At 69.8% G+C, this 21,284-nt stretch carries 19 protein-coding genes; 9 read left to right on the top strand and 10 right to left on the bottom strand.

Going from position 1 to position 21,284, the window contains the following annotated elements; genetic code table 11:
* Window positions 1–316 precede the first annotated feature (316 nt).
* From rsgA to DRB06_RS06495, 4 genes are all read right to left on the bottom strand, one after another.
* Complete coding sequence (rsgA, locus tag DRB06_RS06510; RefSeq protein ID WP_111819451.1) at window positions 317–1,420, bottom strand: ribosome small subunit-dependent GTPase A; 1,104 nt, start codon at window positions 1,418–1,420, stop codon at window positions 317–319.
* On the bottom strand, window positions 1,420–2,838 hold the full coding sequence (gene aroA / locus DRB06_RS06505; protein ID WP_258522169.1) for a 3-phosphoshikimate 1-carboxyvinyltransferase: 1,419 nt from the start codon (window positions 2,836–2,838) through the stop codon (window positions 1,420–1,422). Before aroA ends, rsgA begins: the two co-directional genes overlap by 1 nt.
* 5 nt (window positions 2,839–2,843) lie before the next feature.
* A complete protein-coding gene (locus tag DRB06_RS06500) occupies window positions 2,844–5,015 on the bottom strand; it encodes an NADP-dependent isocitrate dehydrogenase (protein ID WP_234416208.1) in 2,172 nt (723 codons plus the stop codon).
* A gap of 391 nt (window positions 5,016–5,406) precedes the next feature.
* Window positions 5,407–5,916, bottom strand: a complete 510-nt coding sequence (locus tag DRB06_RS06495) for a DoxX family protein (RefSeq protein ID WP_111819449.1) — start codon at window positions 5,914–5,916, stop codon at window positions 5,407–5,409.
* A 245-nt stretch (window positions 5,917–6,161) separates the two neighbouring features.
* Here DRB06_RS06495 and DRB06_RS06490 point away from each other — a divergent pair, with 245 nt between their 5' ends.
* The 3 genes from DRB06_RS06490 (at window position 6,162) to DRB06_RS16935 (ending at window position 7,401) form a co-directional block, all read left to right on the top strand.
* Window positions 6,162–6,839: a sigma-70 family RNA polymerase sigma factor gene (locus tag DRB06_RS06490; RefSeq protein WP_073327062.1), complete on the top strand. Its 678-nt coding sequence runs from the start codon at window positions 6,162–6,164 to the stop codon at window positions 6,837–6,839.
* Window positions 6,839–7,171: a mycothiol system anti-sigma-R factor gene (gene rsrA / locus DRB06_RS06485; protein WP_073327060.1), complete on the top strand. Its 333-nt coding sequence runs from the start codon at window positions 6,839–6,841 to the stop codon at window positions 7,169–7,171. Before DRB06_RS06490 ends, rsrA begins: the two co-directional genes overlap by 1 nt.
* A 155-nt stretch (window positions 7,172–7,326) precedes the next feature.
* On the top strand, window positions 7,327–7,401 hold the full coding sequence (locus DRB06_RS16935; protein WP_395994430.1) for a 50S ribosomal protein bL37: 75 nt from the start codon (window positions 7,327–7,329) through the stop codon (window positions 7,399–7,401).
* Between the two features lie 154 nt (window positions 7,402–7,555).
* On the opposite strand, the gene DRB06_RS06475 is transcribed toward DRB06_RS16935, so the two are convergent.
* The gene (locus DRB06_RS06475) at window positions 7,556–9,157 is read right to left on the bottom strand and encodes an ABC transporter (RefSeq protein WP_258522168.1); all 1,602 of its coding nucleotides are present in this window, start codon (window positions 9,155–9,157) and stop codon (window positions 7,556–7,558) included.
* The gene (locus DRB06_RS06470; protein WP_111819447.1) at window positions 9,154–10,080 is read right to left on the bottom strand and encodes an ABC transporter ATP-binding protein; all 927 of its coding nucleotides are present in this window, start codon (window positions 10,078–10,080) and stop codon (window positions 9,154–9,156) included. Before DRB06_RS06470 ends, DRB06_RS06475 begins: the two co-directional genes overlap by 4 nt.
* A 95-nt stretch (window positions 10,081–10,175) precedes the next feature.
* Between DRB06_RS06470 and DRB06_RS06465 the strand changes: the two genes are divergently transcribed.
* Window positions 10,176–10,799: a TetR/AcrR family transcriptional regulator gene (locus DRB06_RS06465; RefSeq protein ID WP_258522167.1), complete on the top strand. Its 624-nt coding sequence runs from the start codon at window positions 10,176–10,178 to the stop codon at window positions 10,797–10,799.
* On the opposite strand, the gene DRB06_RS06460 is transcribed toward DRB06_RS06465, so the two are convergent.
* The 4 genes from DRB06_RS06460 to DRB06_RS06445 form a co-directional block, all read right to left on the bottom strand.
* Window positions 10,800–11,669, bottom strand: coding sequence for a carbohydrate ABC transporter permease (locus DRB06_RS06460; protein WP_108966723.1), 870 nt, complete (start codon window positions 11,667–11,669; stop codon window positions 10,800–10,802). It lies immediately after the preceding gene.
* Window position 11,670: 1 nt separating this feature from the next.
* A complete protein-coding gene (locus DRB06_RS06455) occupies window positions 11,671–12,552 on the bottom strand; it encodes a carbohydrate ABC transporter permease (protein WP_073327051.1) in 882 nt (293 codons plus the stop codon).
* The gene (locus DRB06_RS06450; protein ID WP_073327049.1) at window positions 12,549–13,883 is read right to left on the bottom strand and encodes an ABC transporter substrate-binding protein; all 1,335 of its coding nucleotides are present in this window, start codon (window positions 13,881–13,883) and stop codon (window positions 12,549–12,551) included. Before DRB06_RS06450 ends, DRB06_RS06455 begins: the two co-directional genes overlap by 4 nt.
* A gap of 169 nt (window positions 13,884–14,052) precedes the next feature.
* Entirely contained in the window at window positions 14,053–14,643 is a 591-nt protein-coding gene (locus DRB06_RS06445; protein WP_073327762.1) for a GDSL-type esterase/lipase family protein, read from the bottom strand.
* A 225-nt stretch (window positions 14,644–14,868) separates the two neighbouring features.
* Here DRB06_RS06445 and DRB06_RS06440 point away from each other — a divergent pair, with 225 nt between their 5' ends.
* From DRB06_RS06440 to DRB06_RS06420, 5 genes are all read left to right on the top strand, one after another.
* Complete coding sequence (locus tag DRB06_RS06440) at window positions 14,869–16,236, top strand: hemolysin family protein (RefSeq protein WP_181575214.1); 1,368 nt, start codon at window positions 14,869–14,871, stop codon at window positions 16,234–16,236.
* Window positions 16,236–17,327 carry a hemolysin family protein gene (locus tag DRB06_RS06435; RefSeq protein WP_073327046.1) on the top strand — a complete coding sequence of 364 codons (1,092 nt, stop codon included), beginning with the start codon at window positions 16,236–16,238 and terminating at the stop codon, window positions 17,325–17,327. Before DRB06_RS06440 ends, DRB06_RS06435 begins: the two co-directional genes overlap by 1 nt.
* 122 nt (window positions 17,328–17,449) lie before the next feature.
* Window positions 17,450–18,436, top strand: a complete 987-nt coding sequence (locus DRB06_RS06430) for a M23 family metallopeptidase (protein ID WP_111819445.1) — start codon at window positions 17,450–17,452, stop codon at window positions 18,434–18,436.
* 38 nt (window positions 18,437–18,474) lie between these two features.
* Entirely contained in the window at window positions 18,475–19,218 is a 744-nt protein-coding gene (locus DRB06_RS06425; protein WP_111819444.1) for a glycerophosphodiester phosphodiesterase, read from the top strand.
* Between the two features lie 33 nt (window positions 19,219–19,251).
* A complete protein-coding gene (locus DRB06_RS06420; protein ID WP_111819443.1) occupies window positions 19,252–21,015 on the top strand; it encodes a carboxylesterase/lipase family protein in 1,764 nt (587 codons plus the stop codon).
* Window positions 21,016–21,284 lie beyond the last annotated feature (269 nt).

The following is a 21,284-nucleotide window of genomic DNA, read 5'->3' as shown; positions in this document are numbered from 1 at the left end:
TGGGGGCCGTCTGCTACGCCACTTCACCGTCAGCAACGCCACTTCGGGGTTAACAACGCCTGTTAACGGTCTGCTGAAGGCTCCTGGGGTATACAGCAGACCGTTAAGTAGCGTTGTTAACGTCTGACCGGCGTAGCAGACACCCCCACCCACCACACTCCCGACCCGTCCGGTCGGTTCCATGCACATCAGGTGCAACTGGCGGAGATGTCCCTGGCCGAACTGGACCGTCATCCACGCCCGACCCGCCATTTCCGGAACTCCGGTCTCGCTCGCACAGCGCCGACTCGGCTGTGCAGCTCCAGTTCGCTCCGGCTCACCGGCGGTGCGCCGTCGGGGTCGTGGGGTCCTCGGCCTCCAGCGCGGGGGCGAGTAGACGTCGGAAGGAGTCCACCCGGGCCCGACGCCGCTCACGCTCCGCCGGCTCCGGCGCGGCGTCGGCGACCCACTCATCCAGGGCACACTCGATAACGCCGGCCTCGTGCGTGCAGCCGCGCGGGCAGTCCTCGGCGACCTCGGTCAGATCCGGGAAGCCGCGCAGCACGTCCGCGCTGGACACGTGCGCCACCCCGAAGGAGCGCACCCCGGGCGTGTCGATCACCCAGCCGCCACCCGGCAACTCGAGTGCCTGCAGATTGGTGGAGGTGTGGCGCCCGCGTCCGGTGACCACATTCACCTCGCCGGTGACCCGGTCCGCTCCGGGCACGAGCGCGTTGATGAGCGTGGACTTGCCGACCCCGGAGTGTCCGACGAACACCGAGGTGCGCCCGCCGATCAGCGCGCGCACCGCCTCCACGCCGTCGCCGCCGGCGCGGGACGCCTCGGCCCGGCTGGACGGATCCAGTCGCGTTGACACCGAGCGCACGCCCAGCGGCTCGTAAAGAGCCAGCAGCGGGGCGGCGTCGGCCAGGTCCGCCTTGGTCAGGACCAGTAGCGGTTCCATGCCGGCGTCGTAGGCGGCCACCAGATACCGGTCGATCATGCGCGGGCGCGGCTCCGGGTCCGCCAGGGCGGTGACGATCACCAGCAGGTCGGCGTTGGCCACCACGGGCCTCTCCGTGCCGGCCGCGTCCCCGTCCTCGGCGCTGCGGCGCAGCAGGGTGCGGCGCTCGTCGACGCGCACCATGCGGGCGAGGGTGTCCTTGCGGCCGGAGGTGTCCCCGACGACGGCGACCCGGTCCCCGACCACGACCTTCCCGCGTCCCAGCTCGCGGGCCTTTATCGCGGTGATGTCGCCGCTGCCGTCGGTGGTGAGAGCGGGGTCCTCCAGGCGGATGCGGTAGTGGCCGCGATCGATGCGGGTGACCATGCCGGGCACGGCGTCGGCGTGGGCGGGGCGCTGCTTGGTGCGGGGGCGCGAGCGCTTACCGGGGCGCACCCGCACCCGCGGATCGTCGGTGCCGATGTCGCGGCGTGCCATCAGCGCCCCTCCCGGTCGGCCAGCAGCTTCGCCCACAGGGCGGGGAAGTCGGGGAGGGTCTTGGCGGTGCAGGCGATGTCGTCCACTTCGATTCCGGGGACGCCCAGGCCGACGACGGCCGCGAAGGTCGCCATGCGGTGGTCTGCGTAGGCGCGCAGCCGGGCCGGGTGCAGGTGCACCCCGGTGGGCAGCGCGTCGATCTCCAAACCGTCGGCGGTCTGCCGAGCCGTCCCGCCGATGCGGCTGATCTCGGTGGTCAGTGCGGCCAGGCGGTCGGTCTCGTGCCCGCGCAGGTGGCCGATGCCGCGCAGGCGCGAGGCGTGCCCCTGCGCGGAGGCCAGGGCCGCCAGCGCCGCCACCGTGGGGGTCAGCTCCCCGACGGCGGACAGGTCGGCGTCGATTCCGTGCAGTTCGCCGGTGCCGACCGCAGTCAGTGTCAGCGAGCCGTCCGCCTCACGGGCCTGCTCGACGGCGCCGCCCAGAGACGGCAGCAGCCACCGCCAGGCGTCGCCCGCCTGGGTGGTGTGCGCCGGCCAGTGACGTACGCCGACACGCCCGCCGGCCACCAGCGCCGCCGCCAGGAATGGGCCCGCGTTGGACAGGTCCGGCTCAATGACCAGCGTGCCGCCCCGCGGCGCGCCCGGGTGAACCGTCCAGGTGCGTGCACCCACGGGGGCGCCGGCGTCCGGCTCGTCCACGGCGATGCCGCGTTCGCGCAGGAACTCCACGGTCATGGCCACATGGGGCAGGGACGGCACCGGCCCGGTGGGGGTGACGGCCAGGCCGCCGGGCAGCAGGCACCCGGCCAGCAGCAGCGCGGACAGGAACTGGGAGGAGCCGGAGGCGTCCACGCTCACCCGGTGCGGGGCCTCGGGGCGGGCCGGGTCGGCGGGGCGCAGCGGCCCTCCGCCGCCGGGGCCGACGCGCACGGGCAGGAAGCCGGGATCACCAAGGTAGCCCACCTCGGCGCCGAGCGCGGTCAGGGCGTCCAGCAGTGGCGCCAGTGGGCGACGGTGGGCGGCGGCGTCGCCGTCGAAGACCACGGGTGCGTCGGCCAGGGCCGCCAATGGCGGCACGAAGCGCATCACCGTTCCGGCCAGACCGCAGTCGATACGGGCCACCCCGTCGGCGCCGGCGCGGACCGGGAACGGGCGGGGCGCGGGCGTGACCCGCAGGACGGCGTCGGCGCAGGCACCGGAATCGTCAGGAAGTTCCTCGAAGCGGGCCCCGAGCGCTGTTAGGGCGGCGCGCATGAGTTCGGTGTCGCGGGAGCGCAGGGCGCCGCGCAGCGTCGTCGGGTCCCCCGCCACCGCCGCCGCCACCAGGGCCCGGGCCGTAAGCGACTTCGACCCCGGCAGGTCTATGACGGCATCGAGCGGCCCGGAGGCGGCAGGCGCCGGCCAGGGGGCAGCATCCACCGCACTCACAGCGCGTCGACGATGGCGTTCAGGGCCGCGCTCGGGCGCATGACGGCGTCGGCCAGGGCCGGATCGGGCAGGTAGTAGCCGCCCAACTCGACCGGGTGCCCCTGCACCGCCACCAGCTCGGCCTGCACCTGCTCATTGACCGCACCCAGCTGTTCGGCCACGGGCGCGAAGCGCGCGGCCAGGTCGGCGTCGGCCGTCTGTGCCGCCAGCTCGCGTGCCCAGTACAGGGCCAGCCAGGCGTGGGAGCCGCGGTTGTCGATGCCGCCCAGGCGGCGGGCGGGGGAGCGCTCCTCCTGCAGCAGCGTGGTGGTGGCCGCGTCCAGGGCGTCGGCCAGCACCGTCGCCCGCGCGTTCCCGCTCACCTGCGCCACATGCCGCAGCGCCTCCGCCAGCGCCAGGAACTCACCCAAGGAGTCCCAGCGCAGGTAGTCCTCTTCAAGCAGCTGGCGCACGTGCTTGGGGGCGGAACCCCCGGCGCCCGTCTCGTACAGGCCGCCGCCGTTCATCAGCGGCACCACCGACAGCATCTTGGCGCTCGTACCGACCTCCAGGATGGGGAACAGGTCGGTGTTGTAGTCGCGCAGTACGTTCCCGGTCACCGAGATCGTGTCCTCGCCGCGGCGCGCCCGCTCCAGCGACAGGCGGGTGGCCGCCACCGGGTCCAGGATCCGGATGTCCAGGCCGGTGGTGTCCTCATCGGCCAGGTAGCGCTCCACCAGGGAGGCGATGGTGCGGTCATGGGCGCGTTCAGGATCCAGCCAGAACACGGCCGGCGCCCCGGTGGCGCGCGCCCGCACCACGGCCAGGTGCACCCAGTCGCGTATGGCCGCGTCCTGAGCCTGGCAGGCGCGCCAAATGTCCCCGGCCTCGACGGCGCTGGACAGCAGCACGGTGCCGGCCGGCTGGCCCGTGCCCGCGGTGACGACGACCTCGACGGTGCCGTCGGCGGGGATCAGGAAGGTCTTGTCGTGGCTGCCGTACTCCTCGGCCTTGCGGGCCATCAGCCCGACGTTCGGCACCGAGCCCATCGTGCGCGGGTCCAGGGCGCCATTGGCCTTGCAGTCCTCGATGACGGCCTCGTACACGCCGGCGTAGGAGGAGTCGGGGATGACGGCGAGGGTGTCGTCCATGGAGCCGTCGGCATTCCACAGCTTGCCGCCCGCGCGGATCATGGCGGGCATGGAGGCGTCGATGATCACGTCGGAGGGCACGTGCAGGTTGGTGATGCCGCGGGTGGAGTCCACCATGTTCAGCCGTGGCCCGGCCGCCATCTCCTCGCGCAGGCTCGCCCGGATCCGCTCACCCTCGGGCAGGTCATCCAGACCCGTCAGGATCGAGGCCAGCCCGTCCTCGGCGCGCAGTCCGGCGGCCGCCAGCACCTCACCGTAGGTGTTGAAGGTCCGGGGGAAGAAGGCGCGCACAACGTGCCCGAAGATGAGCGGGTCGGAGACCTTCATCATGGTGGCCTTCAGGTGCACCGACAGCAGCACGTCGTCGGCCTTGGCGGCGGTGTTGGCCCGCGCCAGGAACTCATCCAGCGCCCGCGCCGACATGAAGGTGGCGTCCACCACCTCCCCGGCCGTCACCGGCAGCTCCTCGCGCAGTACCACCGGCTCGCCGCCGTCGGCGGGAACCAGCCGGATCTGCACGGTGCCGGCCTCGGGAACCACCACGGAGCGCTCGTTGTGACGGAAGTCGTCGGCATCCATCGTGGCCACGCGCGTCTTGGAGTCCGGACTCCACGCGCCCATGGAGTGCGGGTGTGTGCGCGCGTAGGCCTTGACGGCCTGCGGGGCGCGGCGGTCGGAGTTGCCCTCGCGCAGCACTGGGTTGACGGCGGAGCCCTTGACGGCGTCGTACGCCTCGCGCACCTGCCGCTCGGCGTCGGTGGCCGGCTCGTCGGGATAGTCGGGCAGGTCGTAGCCCTTCTCGCGCAGCTCGGCGATGGCGGCCTTGAGCTGCGGCAGGGAGGCCGAGACATTGGGAAGTTTGATGATGGTGGCGGCCGGGTCCTGGGTGAGAGCGCCAAGCCGGGCCAGGTCGTCGTCCGCCAGCCCGAAGGCGGCCAGAATGCGGCCCGCCAGGGAGATGTCCGCGGTGCCCACGCTCACGTCGGCGGCGCGGGTGAACCCCTTGATGATGGGCAGCAGGGAGCGGGTCGCCAGCATCGGCGCCTCGTCGGTCAGCGTGTAGATGATGTCGGGCGTCGCGGCGGGGGCGCTGTTGGCGTTCTGGTCTGTCACCGGTCGTGTTCCTTCGTGTTCCTCAAGGTCGGCTGGGGGCTTGGCCCGTGTCCCCGGCGTCGGCCGGCGGGGCTCTCGCCCCCGAGGGTAGCGCGGCGCCGCGTCGATTTGTGCTGTGGCCGGTCGAAGTTGCGCCCCGACCGCCACAAGCGCAGTGGCCAGGCGAAGCCGCAAGTGGCGGGCCGGGACCGCCAACCCCCCATTTGGACCGCCTCTTTCTGCCCGGACCGCCGTAGTGCGCCACTGGGGAGGTCCAAACCGACGAGCGCGGTCCGGTTTGCGCGATAAAGCTGCGCGGACGATTCCGGCGGATGGCTCAGGCCGACTGCGTCGGCTCGTACTGGGCGCGTACCTGTTCCTCCGCGGCCGCAATTGCTGCCTGAACCTGACGTCGGTTCTCGCGCCGCCACGCCAGCGACGGGCGCCCCTCACGGTCCGCCGCGGACAGGGCCAAGCCCGCCCCGATGGCGGCGGAGCGCATTAGCCCCGACATGGCCTGCTTGCGCGCGTCCTGGCCCTTGACGGCCCACACCGGGTTGTTCACCAGCGTCAGCGGAATGTTGAGCGTCGCCAATACGGCTGCGCAGGTGCGCGGCGCCCGTCCCGTGGCCAGGCCCAACCCGGCCACTACGCTCACGACGCCGCTGATGCGGGTAAGCAACTCGGCGTCCGAGTGCAGCACCGGCGGCAGCCCGGCCTTCTCCAGCACCGGCTGCACCTTTTCAAACTTCTCCGCGTGCCGCTTGGGTCGGGCGAGGGCGTCAATGCCATCGACAATGAAGGGGGCGGCAAGCGCCGGGCGGGCAACGATGCGCAGAAGGTCCATACCCCCCATCTTCGCGCACCGCGGCGCCCGGTGCCAGTAGCCGGCGACAACAGCCGGGAATGCGCGGGCCCGCGGAGTCGTTTAGGACGGCGATGATTGCTTCTTACACCCGCCCCGCCCCGGGGGCATCTCCCACGGCCGCGCCGGGAATCGGCGTAGCCCCCGGCCTGGTGCCTGCCATGACCTCGTTACCGCGGGGCGCCCAGCGGCGCACTACTGGTACGGGCGGGCTAGGCTCGTGGTCGATGACGGACACAGACGATCACCGCCCCACGGACCGGCTTGGCGTGGCACAGTCCCCTGCCGAGGCGGAGCCCGACGACCTCGACCGTGCCCCGGCCGACGAGTCTGCCGAAGCCCGCGCGGCCCGCTTCGAGGCCGACGCCCTGCCTTATCTGGACCAGCTCTATGGCGCCGCTTTGCGTATGACCCGCAACCCGGCTGACGCCGAGGACCTGGTGCAGGACACGTACGCCCGCGCCTTCGGCGCCTTTCACCAATACCGGCCCGGCACCAACTTGAAGGCCTGGCTCTACCGCATCCTGACCAACACCTTCATCAACACCTACCGCAAGAAGCAGCGTGAGCCGCTGCAGTCCGACGCCGACACGGTCGAGGACTGGCAGCTGCACCGGGCCGCCTCCCATGACTCCGTCGGGCTGCCCAGCGCCGAGAACCTGGCGTTGGACGAGCTGCCGGACGAGGAGATCAAGGCGGCCTTGGGGGAGCTCAGCGAGGAGCGGCGGCTGGCCGTTTACCTGGCCGACGTCGAGGGCTTCTCCTACAAGGAGATCGCCGAGATCATGGGCACCCCCATCGGCACGGTCATGTCGCGCCTGCACCGTGGGCGCCGGCAACTACGTGAGCTACTTGCGGACCACGCCCGCCAGCTGGGCTATGTCAGCGCGGAGGAGAAGAACTAATGGGTGAGAAGAACCCGACCGAGCCCTGTTCGTGCGCGGAGGCCCGTACCCACCTGGAGCGCTTCCTCGACCATGAGGTCGACCAGGATCTTCAGGCCCGCCTGGCCGAGCATGTCGCTTCCTGCGAGCACTGCTCCCGCCAGGCCGACGCCGAGCGGCATCTACGCGAGTTGGTCCGCTCCCGCTGCGCCGAGCAGGCTCCGCCCGCGCTGCGCGCCCGCGTCCTGGGTTACCTGTCCGCGGCGCGCATCAGCTCCACGACGACGTCGGTCGTCTCCACCACGCGGGTCACGGCCACGGTGGTGCGCACCGAGCGCATCGAACGCGGCTGAAGCGCCCGGCGGAGCGGTCGCCGCGGTGATCTGTGTTCGCATTCACCGCCGCCGCGGGGCGGTCGGCTGGCAGCGACTGGCCGCGATGTGCGAAAATACCCGGCGTTCCGTGCCCCTCGGGGCGGAGAAGAACCACCACACATGAGGAGGCAGGAATGAGCAAGCGCGGTCGGAAGCGTCGTGCACGCGCCAAGAACAGCGCCAACCACGGCAAGCGTCCCAACGCCTGAGACGGGTGGGGCGGCGTCTCGGCGCCGCACTCGACTACCTACGACCGGCCGGTCACCACAGTGGTGACCGGCTGTTGTCGTATTGCTGTTGTGAGCGTGCCCACCGCGTCGGCCGCGTCTACGAGCGTCTTGCCGAGGCGGCGCGGCTGTGGCCTCACCCCGCCCGCAGACTCCGGCGTCGGAATGCGAGCAGAGACGCAATCAACGTTATGACCGCTGCAACGCCCTGACCGACGATTACTCGCGGGTCCGCATCGTCGACGGGGAGTACACCGACCGCGTGTGCCGGTGACAGATCCCGTGCCCATTCCGGCAGATCCAGAGCCTCTGCGAGGAAGCCGATCACTGCCGTCCACAGGATGATCGTCCAGTTCAGTATCGGCCAGCGCGGGCCGAGGGCCGCGAGCAGCGCGGAGACGGAGCCCACAAGGAGAACGGGGACCAGATAGTACCCGCCGATCTCGAGCGCCGTGTCGAATGCCTCCTTCTGCCCGGACGTCGCCCAGGTGCTCAGCCCCAGCAGCAGCGCGGATGCGATGAGTACGACCGCGGACGAGACCAGTGTCGTCGCCCACCAGCCGACCCACAGCCGTGCCCGACTGCAGCGGGTGGACAGCAGCAGCCCCAGGCGCCCGATGGACTCCTCCGCCCCCAGGCGGGCGGCTCCCTGCACGGAGACGGCGGCGGCCGCGGCCACCATGACGGTCGCGGCCATGGCCGCCATCAGGTCCGTGCCCCGTTCCAGTCCCATGGCCGCCAACGTTGAGGGGTTCGCCTGGATGATCCGAGTCATCTCCTCGCTGAACAGTCCAATGAAGAGTGTCCACAGGCAGGTGAGGGCGAGGAAAGGCGTCGTTGTCGTTCGTTCCAGCACCAGTGCCAGTCGCCAGGCCGCCTGGCGAGCAGGATCGTGGGCCGGTCCGGGGCGTGGAGTGAAGACGCCGGCTCCCACATCCCGGTGCCAGGCCGCAATCGCGCAGGCGACCAGTAGGACGAGTGAGGCGGTGCCATAGGCCATCAGGGGCCAGGCCTGCGGATCATCGAAGGCGCGCACCTCCGGCAGCCACCCGAGCGGACTGGCCCAGGTCGCCTCCCACTCCAGGCCGTCGACGATGAAGCGGACCAGAAAGGCCATCAGCACAATGCCGATTCCGAGCTGCCGAGCGGTAACGGCCTGCTGACACAACTGGCCCAGCAGAAGACCGACGACGGCGAAGAACAGCATGCAAGCACCTGCTCCAGCGGCGTACCAGGCGGACCCCCGAGCGGGCAGACCGGCCGCCGTCATGCCCACAGCCATAAGCAATCCGGTGGCGGCAGCGGTTAACGCCAGCAGCATGGTCGCTGCCGCCAAGGGCGCCAGCCGCCCCACCCGCGAGGCGGTCAGCAGCTCGGTGCGCCCGGTCTCCTCCTCACGACGGGTCAGGCGAATGGCCGTCAGCAGACCCAGCACCGGAAACAGTATCTGCCCCATGAAGCCGACCTCCACCCCGGTGATGCCACCCAGGGAGGCCAGTCCGTAGCCGCGTCCGTTGAAGGCGGTGCTGGGGATCGACGCGCCGGCGGTGGCCGCGTACTCCGCTCGTGCGGCCGAGGTCGGATACAGGCCCTTGACGCCGACCGCGACCGCCACTACCAGGGTCACGCAGGCCCACGTGCTCAGCGTCAGGGACGGCCAGGACGTGCGCAGCCCCAGGATCATCATCCGCGGCAGACCGGTAAGGGGACGAGTAACGAGCAGGCGGGGGCGGCTCATCGCTGGTCACCGCTGCTCATGATGTAGTTGTCCAGAAACAGCTGCTCGAGGCTCGGCGGACGGAGTTCGAGTTGCACCGGACGCGCCGCGCTCAAGGCCGCCAGGACCGCGGGCAGGGCCTCAACATTGGCCAGAAGCGTGGTGCGCACCCCCCGGGGTACGGCATCCGTCTGTAGACGGTCAACGCCCTCGATCCCCGCCAGCCCCGGCAGCGCGGTTGCCGTCACCGCATCGACGGCGGTGGCTCGGCCGGAACGCAGCTCGGCCAGGCGGCCGGTGAAGACGGCGCGCCCGGCGCGTACCACGGTTACCGTCTCGCACAGGGCCTCAACCTCGGCCAAGATATGGCTTGAGAGCAGCACCGTGGTGCCCGCCTCGGCGCGCTCGGCGACGACTTGCTGAAACACGGCCTCCATGACGGGGTCGAGTCCCGAGGTGGGCTCGTCCAGGATGAGCAGCTCAACGTCGCAGGCCAGCGCCGCCACGAGCGCCACCTTCTGCCGGTTGCCCTTGGAATAGGTGCGGAAACGGCGCGTGGGGTCCAGGTCGAAGCGTTCAACGAGTTCGTCGCGTCGCCGACGGTTCATGTTGCCGTGGAACCCGCCGAGCAAGTCGATGCACTGTCCACCGGTCAGGCCCGGCCACAGCATGGTGTCTCCGGGGACGTAGGCGAGGCGGGCGTGGATATCCACGGCGCGCTCCCAGGCATCCATCCCCAACACCGTGATACGGCCGCAATCCAGCCGCAACTGGCCGAGCGCGGCGCGAATGGTGGTGGACTTCCCGGCACCGTTGGGGCCGAGGAATCCGTGTATCTCGCCGCGAGAGACGATCAGATCGAGCCCGTCCAGGGCGGTGAGTTTGCCGAAGCGTTTGACGAGTCGGGAGGCGTCCACCGCAAAATCTGACAGTGACTTGCTCATGACAGTGACTGTACTTGATAGTGTGTGGCTGTCAAGCCCGCAGGGTGACGGTGTCCGCAGGGTGACGGCGTCAGGCGACAGGAGGTGTGATGCCCATGGTCGATTCCCCCTCGACGGGTGTGGTGTCGGCTCCTCGTCCGGGCCTGCGTGCCCGCAAGAAGGCCGCGACGATGCGTCATATCCAGGATGAGGCGCTTCGTCTGTTCGAGGCGCGGGGCTTCGATACGGTCAGCATTGAGCAGGTCGCCGAGGCCGCGCTGGTCTCACCCAGCACTGTTTACCGGTACTTCGGCACCAAGGAGGGACTCGTCCTTCATGACGAGTACGACGAACAGATACGCGACCAGTTGGGGCATCGCCTGGCTCAGGGGATCGACCTGGCCGACGCGGTGAGCCGAGTTCTGGATGACATCTGGACCGATCACTTCGGCCACGACCAGGAGATGGTCGTGCTGCGTACACGTCTGTGTTTTGAGGTCCCCTCCATTCAGGGGGCCATGTCCCTGGTGATAAACCAGGAGGTTGATGCCATCGCCGCGGAGGTGGCCCGGTCCGGGCGATGGAACTTCGCCACCGCTCGGGTTCTTGCCTCCGGGGTGTTCTGGGCGTTCATGGCCGTGCTGCGCAACTGGCATGATCAGGGCTACGCGACGGATCTGCGCGCCGGCATTGAGGAGGTCATCGCGTGGCTGCCCGCGCTGGAGAAGGCCGTTTCCTGATTACTCCTTGACTGCCCCCTCGGTGAGTCCACCCTTCCAGAACCGCTGGAGCACGAGCATGAGGATCGCCAGCGGAATGACACTGAGCAGTGCCCCGCCGATGGTCAACTGATAGAACTCCGGCAGCCGATTGGTTTGGGACAGCCATGTGTTCAGTCCCAGGGTGATGGGGTAGAGGCGCTCGTCGGCGAGCATGATCAACGGCAGGAAGTAGTTGTTCCAGATCGCCACGAACTGGAACAGGAAGACGGTGACCAGGGCGGGCACCATCTGTCGCAGCGCGATCCGGTGGAAGATCGTCAGTTCCCCGGCCCCGTCGATCCGGCCTGCCTCGAGCAGTGAGGTGGACACCGCGGCGTCGGCGTAGATCCGGCACAGGAACAGGCCGAAGGGGGAAACGACGGCGGGGATTAGGACGGCCAGGTAGGTGTTGGTGATCCCGATCCGGCTGAACACGAGGAACAGCGGCAGCGCAGTGGCCGTGCCGGGAACCAGCACCCCTCCCATGACCAGCCCGAACATGAGGTTCTTCCCGCGGAACTCATACTTGGACAGGGCATAGCCCGCCGCGGCCGCGAAATATGTGGCCAGCAGCGCCCCGGCCCCCGAGTAGAGCAGGGAATTGACGAACCAGCGCGGGAAGATCCCACCGTTGGAGGTCAGGACGTTGCGAAGATTCTCCACCAGGGCGAAACTCCCACCGAACCAGAAGCCGTTGGTGGAGAACAGATCATCGGTGGTCTTCGTGGCGTTGATGACCACCCACAGGACCGGAATGATGAAGTACAGCGACACCAGCACCAGGACGCTGGTGACGAAGAAGGTCGTGGATCGGCGTGTCCCGGCCTCGCGGCTGCTGCGATCTGCCATGTCAGTCCCCTCCTCGCCCGGTGGTGGCCCGCAGGAATATGAAGGACAGGATGAAGGCGGCCGCCGCAATAATGACCGCCTCGGCGGCTGCGACACCGTAGTCGTTGTACTGGAAGGCCCAGGTGTAGGCCGAGTAGTTGGGCGTGTACTCGGTGTTGATGGCCGGGGCGATCGTCGCCAGGATCTGCGGCTCGGCGAACAGCTGAAGGGTGCCGATGATGGAGAAGACGATGGTCAGCAGCAGCGCCGGGCGGATGAGCGGAATTTGAATGGAGGTGGCGATGCGCACGGGTCCTGCCCCATCGACCTTCGCGGCCTCGTACACCTCGGCGGGGATCGCCTTGAGCTGGGCGATGATGATGAGCATGTTGTAGCCGGTGTACGCCCAGGTCACGATGTTGGCGATCGACCACAGCACGTTGCCCTCGGCGAGGAAGTCGTACTGGATGCCCACCACTGCCAAGGCGTCCACGATCGGAGACAGCCCGGGGATGTACAGGAAGGACCACAGGATCGTGGCGATCACTCCGGGCACGCCGTAAGGCATGAAGTAGAGGGCCCGGAACAGGCCCGGCCAGCGCGCCGCGGCTGACTCCAGCAGCAGTGCCAGGACGGTGGCTGCCGCGATCATGACAGTGACCTGCACGGCACCGAACAGCAGCACCCGCCCAATGGACTGAGTGAAGTTGGCATTGGCCAGGGCGGTGGCGTAATTGTCCAAGCCCGCGAAGGTCTCGGTGGTGCCGCCCTCGCCGTACAGTCCGGTGTAGCGGGTGCGGGTGAAGGACTGCACCACGGCCACCGCGATCGGCACGATGAACGTCAGTAGGAACACGAGCATGAATGGCGCCACCAAGAGGTAGGGCGCCGCGTTCTTCTTCACTGTTCCGCCTCCCTGGCTCGCAGACCACGACGCTGGAAGGCCCGGACGATCTCGGTTTGACTGATCGCCAGGGAGTCCACCAGCGAGGTGCCGTCGGTGAGTTTGCGCCGCATTCCGTCGGCGACGATGTTGATCGACTGCTGGCACAGCGGCGGCCAGAGCCAGTCCAGGTTCTGTTCCCGGGCCATGGGGGCGATCACCTCGGTGTTGTAGCTCTGGCCTGAGAAGAACTCGCTGGGGCCTTCGCGCACCTTGCCTATGTAGTCCGCCGCAGGCGACCAACCGGTGCCGCAGTTGGTGATCAGGGAGTCCAGAGCCTGCGGGTCGGAGTGCATCCAGATGATGAAGTCCGTGGCCTCCTGCGGATGTCGGGAGTTGGCCATGACTGCGGCCGTCGACCCCCCGGAGTAGCTCGATCCGTAACCGGTGTCCCAACGGGGCATGGGAGCGACCTTGAACTTTCCCGCGCCTGAAGGCACGGCCTCGATCAGGGCATCCGCCCAGGAGCCGTTGGTGTGCGTGGCCAGGGTGCCTGCGCCCATCGCGGACATCCAGGGGGAGGAGAAGGAACCGAATGCGGTATTGACCAGTCCGTCGTCGATCGCCGTGTCCCAGAAGGCGGCGACCTGGAGACAGGCCTCATCGGTGAGGTTGATGACCCACTCCTCGCCCTCGGGAACGAACCAGTTCCCGCCTGCCTGCTGGCACAGTGTGGCGAGCATATTGCCGTCGGCCACGTTGAACACGTCCATGTAGGTCCCGGGCCGATTCTCCTGGATGAGGCGGGCCGTGTCGGCCCATTCCTGCCAGGTGGTGGGCGGCGAGGCACCCACTGCGTCGAACACGTCCGTGCGATAGAACAGGGCGACCGGACCCGTGTCCTGTGGGATGCCGTACACGCCGTCGGCCAGGTCCACGTAGCTCCAGGCGGCGGGATCGAAGAGATCCTTGTGTTCCCGCGCCCCGTAGCGAGATATGTCCACCAGGTCGCCGGCGAGGACGAACTCGGGGATCATTCGCATCTCCACCTGGCCTATGTCCGGGCCGCCACCGGCTGCGAGCGCGGAGTAGAGCTTCTGGTAACCGCCGGAGGTGGAGGAGGGGATCCAGGTTACCTCCACCCTCACATTCGGGTTCACCTGGTTGTACAGGTCGGCGACGATCTGCAGGTCCTTCAGCCACGACCAGTAGGTGAGCGTCACCGGACCCGAGGCGGGCGGAATGGCACCAGCGGTTTCGGCGCGGTTGTTCGTCGTCGTGCAGCCGCCGACGGTCATAGCCGCAGCGGCGCCCAGGCCGAGAAAGGCGCGTCGTGGGATGGAGGTGTGCACGATCGTTCCTCACTCATCGTCGAGTTCAGCCGTGGCCCTCTCCGTTCTACTCTCGGGGAAAGCCGCGAAGAAATGTGACGAGTGTAACGTGCAATGTCTCGGATCGGAAGCTCTCGTCCGTAGGGTCCCGCCACGACGTTGTCGCTGTGCGGGGTTGTGAGGCTCTCACTTACCGGGGTGCAGGCACGCCCAGCCACTCGTACCAGCCGCGGTGCAGCACCAGCCAGGCCAGCAACCCGTAACCGGCCTGGGCCGGGTGCCCGCCGCCGTCGGAAATGACATCGGTGAGCCACTGGTCGTGGTTTCGCAGCGGCTCGAAGGTCTCCACATACGGGATGCCCCGCCGCTGGCACACCTCGCCGACCGCCCGCGACAGTGCCGCGGTGCCGTCGGGGTCCGCGGCCGGCAGCGGCGGTGGGCCCACCACGAAGCAGGAGCGGTGCTCACTGGTGGCCGCATCCAGCACGTTAGCGATGGCCAGGCGGGAGCGGGCGTGAGAGACGCCGGCGATCACGTCCGCGACGCCCAGGCCGATCACCAGCCGGTTGACGCCGGCGTGCGTGGTGCGGCGGGCCACCTCGCCCTGCCAGCGCTCGGCCAGTCGCGCCGTCGTCTCGCCCGGGACGGCCAAGGTGTTCCACATGATGCCCAGCTCGCGAGGCGTGCGTGCCATCACCCGGCCGGTCCACCCCAGGGCGCGGGCATCCCCGTAGCCGGACACCAGCTCATCACCGATGAAGCACAGGCTCGTCTCCTCCATGGCCACCCGCTCCGCTCCTCACTTGTTGACGACTGCTGAGCCTCATCTTGCCATTGTCCAGCCGGTGTGCATTGCGCCGCGCGGGCACCGCGGTGGCGGGCGAAGGTGATAGCGTGCCAGCACTATGCGACGAAACGCTCGCCGGGCGCGCAGGCGCCACCGCTCCGGCACGGAATCCGACCACCCCCACCCCGACTCGGCCCGTCGGCCTGCGGGAGGCCGCCCGTGAGGGAGTGGCTGATGATCGCCGTCGGCGTGCTGCTGACGGCCGGCACCGCACTGTTTGTAGCCGGAGAGTTCTCTCTGGTGGCTCTGGACCCCTCCACCGTGGAGACGCGCGCTGCCGCCGGCGACCGCGGGGCCGCCCGGGTCGGCCGAGCGTTGAGCCGCCTGTCCACGCTGCTTTCCGGGGCCCAGGTGGGCATCACCCTGACCACCATCCTGCTCGGCTACACCATGCAGGCCGCACTGTCCACGCTGCTGACCGGCCTGCTGTCCACCTGGCTGGCGCAGGCGGTCGCCACCGGTGTGGCGGCGGCCGCCGCCCTGATCCTCGTCAACGCCTTCTCCATGGTGGTCGGTGAACTCATCCCCAAGAACGCCACCCTGTCCGACCCCATGCGGGCCGCCCGCGCCGTCACCCCTTTCCTGATGGGGTTCAGCGCGGTCCTCAAACCCGTGATCGCCGTGCTCAACGGCACCGCCAACCGGGTGCTGCACCGGATGGGGATCGAGCCGGCCGAGGAGATAAGCGGCACCCGCTCCGCCTCCGAACTGGCCGCCCTGGTGCGGCACAGTGCCGAGGAGGGGGTTCTGGACGTCTCTACCGCCGCGCTGCTGACCCGCTCCATCGGGGTGGGACGGTTGACCGCCGTCGACGTCATGACGGACCGCGGCCGCCTGCACACCCTGACCGACCAGGACACGGCCGCCGACGTGGTGGACCTGGCCCGAGCCACCGGCCACTCCCGCTTCCCCGTCATTGGTGACGACGCCGACGACGTGCTCGGCATCGTCCACCTGCGCCGCGCAATCGCCGTCCCCTACGCCAAACGCGCGGAGGTACCGGTGACCTCATCGTCCCTGATGACTCCCGCCCACCGGGTGCCGGAGACCATGCCACTGGCTGCCCTACTGGTGGAACTGCGCGACACCGGCAGCCAGATGGCGCTGGTGGTGGACGAGTACGGGGGCACCGCCGGCGTGGTGACGCTGGAGGACGCCGTGGAGGAGATCGTCGGAGACGTGGCCGACGAGCACGACCGGCGCCGCTCCGGTGCACATGCCGACGCCGCCGGCGACTGGCTGGTACCGGGCTGGCTGCGCCCCGACGAGCTGGTCGACCGCGCCGGCATACAGGTGCCCGACGACGGCCCCTACGAGACCCTGGCGGGCCTGGTCATGACGGAACTGGGGCGCATCCCCGAGGTCGGCGACGCCGTGGCCACGCCGCAGGCGGTGCTGACCGTGGAGGCCATGGCGGGGCGCCGCATCACCCGCCTGCGTATCCATCCGCTCACTACTCCGGACACCGCCGACGGGGCGTCCGCCGGGGGAGCGGCAGCAGAGGCCGGGGGAGAGGAACCGCAGTGATGAGTACCTCCCTCGCCCTGATCCTGACCGTGGTGCTGCTGGCCGGCAACGCCTTCTTCGTCGCCGCCGAGTTCGCCGTCACTTCGTCGCGCCGCGCTCGCCTCGAACCGCTCGCCGAGGCCGGTGACCGGCGCGCCGCCACCGCCGTGTGGGCGCTAGAGCATGTCTCCCGCATGCTCGCCACCGCCCAGCTGGGCGTGACCGTCTGCTCTACCGGGCTGGGTGTGGTGGCCGAGCCGGCCATCGCCCACCTGCTGACGCCGCTGCTCGCGCGCCTCGGGGTGGGGACCGCCGGGGCGCATGCGATCGCCGTGGTGCTGGCCCTGGTACTGGTCGTCTACGCCCACGTGGTGGCCGGGGAGATGGTGCCCAAGAACCTGTCCATCTCCGCGCCCGAGACGGCCGCCCGCTGGGTGGTGCCGGCCCTGGTGCGTCTGTCCCGGCTGCTGGGCCCCATCATCACCGCCTTGAACGGCTTCGCCAACGGCGTGCTGCACCTGTTCGGCATACAGACGCGCGACGAGGTCTCGGCCGCCTTCAACGCCGCCGAGGTCGCCTCCATCGTGGAGCGTTCCACCGCCGAGGGGGTTCTCGACGACGACACGGGCCTGCTGTCCGGCGCCCTGGAGTTCTCCGAGGAGACCGCAGGCAGCGTGATGGTGCCGGTGGACGCCCTGGTCACCCTGCCTGCCGGATTCACCCCGGACGACGTCGAGCACACGGTGGCCACCACCGGCTACTCCCGCTTCCTCGTGCTCCGGGGCACTCAGATCGACCCCGATGCGGCGGACGCGGGCGTGGTCGGCTACCTGCACCTGAAGGATGTGCTGTACGCATCCGAGGACAGCCGCACCGAGCCGGTGCCGCAGTGGCGCGTGCGTGCCCTGGTGCCGGTACACGCCGGTGACGAGGTTGAGGACGCGTTGGCCGCCATGCAGCGCTCCGGCGCGCACCTGGGCCGGGTACAGGACGAGGCCGGTACTACCCTCGGCGTGGTCTTCCTGGAAGACATTCTGGAAGAGCTCGTAGGTGAGGTGCATGACGCCATGCAGCGCGACGAATTCCAGCGGCGGGAACGCGGACAGGCGTGAGCGCGCCTGAGGTGTGACCACCGTCCTGGCACGGGAGCATCACGTTTAGCTAAAGTGCTGCGGGCGGCCCGCCGGGCGGCCGCGAGTACTACCTTCGGAGGCACGGGGTGGCTGAACAGCCCATGACACGGCGCCAGCGTCGTGAAGCGGAGCGCGCTGCCGAACGCCGGCAGGCGGTCGTCGAGCAGACGACTCGCGTGGCGACCTCGCCCGCCCCGCCGCCGCCAGAAACATACGCGTCGGCAGGGCTCGCCTCCCAGCGTCCCTCCTCTCACCGTCCCGCCGCCCCGCGCCACCGCAGTCCCCTCGGCGCGGTCGCGCGCGCCGGCGTGCTGGTGGTCCTCACCCTGGTCACCGTCGTCGCTCCGCTGCGCTCGAACCTGCTGACCGCCCCACAGGCCGTGGCGGCTTTGGACCTCAGCGGCGCGGTGCCCGCAAGCGCAGGCGCCAGCAGCACCGATCCCTCGGCTTCGGTCGCGGCCGCCGTGCTCGGCTCGGATGCGGACGTCGACACCGCCTCCGACCCGGAACTGTCCAACGTGCCCGACGCCGCCACCCTGGCGCGCATCCGTGAGGCTTATGAGAACGCCTCCGCCACCTGCGCCGCCCAGACCACGGGCGCCTCCGGAGACACCGCCGCCTTCAACTCCACCCCAGAGGTCTTCTTCCCCATGATCGCGGGCACCTACACGGTCTCCTCACCGTACGGCTACCGCCTGCACCCCACCCTGGGGTACATGAAACTCCACGCCGGCCAGGACTGGGCGGCCGCCGCCGGAACCCCCATCTACGCGGTCGCCGCCGGCACCGTCGTCGATGCCGGAATGTCGGGCGGCACCGGCACCATCACCATCGAGCATGAGATCGACGGCGAGATCTGGTACACCCGGTACCTGCACATGTACGAGGACGGCATCTACGTCTCCGAGGGCGACCAGGTGGAGGCAGGTCAGCTCATCGCCGGTGTCGGCTCCACCGGCTACTCCACCGGCCCGCACCTGCACTTCGAGGTGCGTAACGCCAATACCACCGAGGACTCCTCGTCGGTGGAGCCGGAGGAGTGGCTCGAGGAGCACGGCGCCGTCGAGTTGACCACCGACTGCTCCTGAACATGCGCGAGTCACAGCCGCCTGTGAGAATCCGACCTATGAGCCCAACCCGCCGTTGCGCCGTCGTCGCCCACCGGGGCGGGGGCGGTGAGGTAGCCGAGAACACGTGGAGCGCCGTCGAGCACGTGGCCGCGCTCGGCCTGACCTGGATGGAGACCGACCTGCGGGCCACCGCCGACGGCGTCGTCGCCCTCTCCCACGACGCAGACCTGGCGCGCACCGCCGGTGACCCACGGCGCATCGCCGAGCTGACCTGGGAGGAACTGGCCGCCGTGGACGCCGGCGATGGGCGCCCGTTCGTGCGGCTGGACCAGGCGCTAACCGCTCACCCGGGGATCAGTTTCAACATCGATTTGAAGGATTCCGCCGTGCTCCAACCCGCCCTGCGGGCGGTGCGCGCCGCCGACGCGCTGGGACGGGTGCGTTTCGCCTCCTTCTCGGCACGGCGACTGGCCGTGCTGCGGCGTCAGGAGCCGCGGGCCACCACCTCCCTGGGGGTTGGCGACGTCGCCCGGCTCATGGTGCGCAGTCAGGCGGCCTTGCCGGTACGGCGCGGTCGGCGGACCGGAAGCAATGAGCAGGTCGACGCCGTGCAGGTGCCGATCAGCTTCCACCGCATACCCGTGGTCACCCCTCGCTTCATCTCGCAGGCGCACGCCTTCGGGATGGAGGTGCACGTGTGGACGGTGGACGATCCCGAGCAGATGCGCGCGCTGGCGAACAGCGGCGTCGACGCGGTCATCACCGACCGCCCCACCCTGGCGCTGGACGTGCTCGGTTGATGAGGCGGGTGCGGCCGTGGTGACAATTGCCTCATGACCGACGCCCGCACCCAGCCCGCCCAACACGTCGCCTCCACCCCGATCGCCGTCCCCACCGGTGAGGCCGGCCCGCGGGTGAACACCACCGCAGGGCCGGTGCGCGGTGTATGGCGAGACATCGTCTCCGCTCCGGATCGCGTCGGACCGGGCGCCCGCTATCGGCGCTCGGCCGCCTTCTACGGCATTCCTTACGCCGAGGCGCCGGTGGGGGAGCGGCGCTTCATGGCGCCGATACAGCGGGAGCCCTGGGACGAGGAACGTGCCGCAGTCGTCCCGGCCGCTACGCCGCAGCGCGGCTCCATCTTCACCGACCCGGCCATCCCCGAGCCGAGCGTGCCGGGAGACGATTTCCTCACCGTCAACGTCTTCACGCCTGCGCCCGGCGACGAGGACGCACAGCTGCCGGTGCTGGTGTGGATTCACGGCGGCGGCTGGACCTCCGGCTCCCACAACTCGCCCTGGTATGACGGCGCCGCCTTCAACCGCGACGGCGTGGTCACCGTGTCGGTCGCCTACCGGCTCGGATTCGACGGCTACGGATACATTCCCGACTCCGACGCCCCCTACAACCGGGCGGTCCTGGACCAGGTCATGGCCCTGGAGTGGGTGCGCGACAACATCACCCGCTTCGGCGGGGACCCGGGCCGAGTGACGATCGGCGGACAGAGCGCCGGCGGCGGCAACTGCCTGGTGCTGCTGGCGGTGCCCCGCGCCCGGGGCCTGTTCCACGGCATCATCTCCGAATCCGGCGCCGTTCCGGACCTGCCTGCCGCCCGCAACGCCGACAATGCCGCCCGCATGGCCGCCGCACTTGGCGTGGAGCCGACCCTCGCCGGATACCGCTCGTGCAGCTACGACGCCGTCTTCGCCGCGCAAAACGCCGTGAGCGGCACCGGCGAGCATATCGACGACGGCGGGGCCACCGCTGCCGGTCCGGACCCGGTCGCGGCCGTCGCCGGGGTGCTGGCTGGTATTGGCGAGCCCGACACCGGCATCCCGTTCAGCCCGACCGTCGACGGCGAGATTGTCACCGCCCCGATCCGGCAGGTCCTGCGCCGAGGCGACGGGGCGCAAGTTCCGGTCCTCGCGGGCTCAACCACACACGATTTCGCCTTCGCCGGCCTGGCCTATGTCGAGGCCATGGCGGACCGGGATCCGCGCGAGGTGCTGATAGGCGGCGGCATGAGCGAGGCCATGGCCGACCGACTGCTCGCCGCCCACCCCGAGCACGCCGACGCCCCACACCTGGTGATCGGCAGCCTCATCTCCGACGCCACCTTCCACATTCCGCTCGCGGGCTGGTTCCTGGCCCGCGCCGAGTACGCCGAGGCGGCGGGCATGGGCGCCACCGGCGCGGGTACGAGTGTCACCGCCGCGGGCACTACCAACGCCGGTGAGGACATGGGCAAGGCGACGAGTGCCGTCGACGGTCCAGCCGGGAGCTACGCCTACGAGTTCAGCTACCGCTGCGGGCCGACCGGGCTCGCGACCCACTGCATGGAGATTCCCTTCGCCTTCGACTGCCTGAGCGAACCCTACTGCGAGCACACGCTCGGCGCGGCGCCGCCGCAGGCGCTCGCGGACGCCATGCACTCGGCCTGGGTGCGTTTCATCGAGACCGGTGAGCCCGGCTGGGAGCCTTGGACGGGGCGGAGTATCGGTCGCCGCTTCGGCGACAACCGCTCCGGGGCGCTGACCGTGGTGGAGGACCGCGTCATCTTCGACACCGACCGCGACCTCGCCGCCGGCGCCCGCTGATCGCAGTGCAGTAGCGTGCGGGGAACCCCGAAGCCCGGCCCCTACGGGTAACAACCCGACCTGTCTTGTGCCAATTTGGCCTGCCGGCCAGGCGCGCCGGCGGGCACAATTGAGGGGAGTCACCCGGCGGCATCCGGATGGCTCTCCGATGCAGGCGGATCAGTTGAGCCACCTGCCGAGGGCATCCACAAGGACACCAATGGCCCGGATCAGATGAGCGAGAGCTTCGAAGACTTCGCTCGCCTGCCGGGCCATTCCCTTGCCCTTGC

Source organism: Actinomyces sp. Z5, assembly GCF_003287795.1.
GTDB lineage: Bacteria > Actinomycetota > Actinomycetes > Actinomycetales > Actinomycetaceae > Actinomyces > Actinomyces glycerinitolerans.
This window is presented reverse-complemented; position numbering and strand designations above follow the sequence as displayed.

What these genes read in the sequence shown, in the direction of transcription:
- rsgA (WP_111819451.1), bottom strand. Translation starts at nt 1,420, where the DNA reads ATGGCACGCCGCGACATCGGCACCGACGATCCGCGGGTGCGGGTGCGC.
- DRB06_RS06500 (WP_234416208.1), bottom strand. Translation starts at nt 5,015, where the DNA reads ATGCTGGCGACCCGCTCCCTGCTGCCCATCATCAAGGGGTTCACCCGC.
- DRB06_RS06495 (WP_111819449.1), bottom strand. Translation starts at nt 5,916, where the DNA reads ATGGACCTTCTGCGCATCGTTGCCCGCCCGGCGCTTGCCGCCCCCTTC.
- DRB06_RS06490 (WP_073327062.1), top strand. Translation starts at nt 6,162, where the DNA reads ATGACGGACACAGACGATCACCGCCCCACGGACCGGCTTGGCGTGGCA.
- rsrA (WP_073327060.1), top strand. Translation starts at nt 6,839, where the DNA reads ATGGGTGAGAAGAACCCGACCGAGCCCTGTTCGTGCGCGGAGGCCCGT.
- DRB06_RS06475 (WP_258522168.1), bottom strand. Translation starts at nt 9,157, where the DNA reads ATGAGCCGCCCCCGCCTGCTCGTTACTCGTCCCCTTACCGGTCTGCCG.
- DRB06_RS06470 (WP_111819447.1), bottom strand. Translation starts at nt 10,080, where the DNA reads ATGAGCAAGTCACTGTCAGATTTTGCGGTGGACGCCTCCCGACTCGTC.
- DRB06_RS06465 (WP_258522167.1), top strand. Translation starts at nt 10,176, where the DNA reads ATGGTCGATTCCCCCTCGACGGGTGTGGTGTCGGCTCCTCGTCCGGGC.
- DRB06_RS06460 (WP_108966723.1), bottom strand. Translation starts at nt 11,669, where the DNA reads ATGGCAGATCGCAGCAGCCGCGAGGCCGGGACACGCCGATCCACGACC.
- DRB06_RS06445 (WP_073327762.1), bottom strand. Translation starts at nt 14,643, where the DNA reads ATGGAGGAGACGAGCCTGTGCTTCATCGGTGATGAGCTGGTGTCCGGC.
- DRB06_RS06435 (WP_073327046.1), top strand. Translation starts at nt 16,236, where the DNA reads ATGAGTACCTCCCTCGCCCTGATCCTGACCGTGGTGCTGCTGGCCGGC.
- DRB06_RS06430 (WP_111819445.1), top strand. Translation starts at nt 17,450, where the DNA reads ATGACACGGCGCCAGCGTCGTGAAGCGGAGCGCGCTGCCGAACGCCGG.
- DRB06_RS06425 (WP_111819444.1), top strand. Translation starts at nt 18,475, where the DNA reads ATGAGCCCAACCCGCCGTTGCGCCGTCGTCGCCCACCGGGGCGGGGGC.
- DRB06_RS06420 (WP_111819443.1), top strand. Translation starts at nt 19,252, where the DNA reads ATGACCGACGCCCGCACCCAGCCCGCCCAACACGTCGCCTCCACCCCG.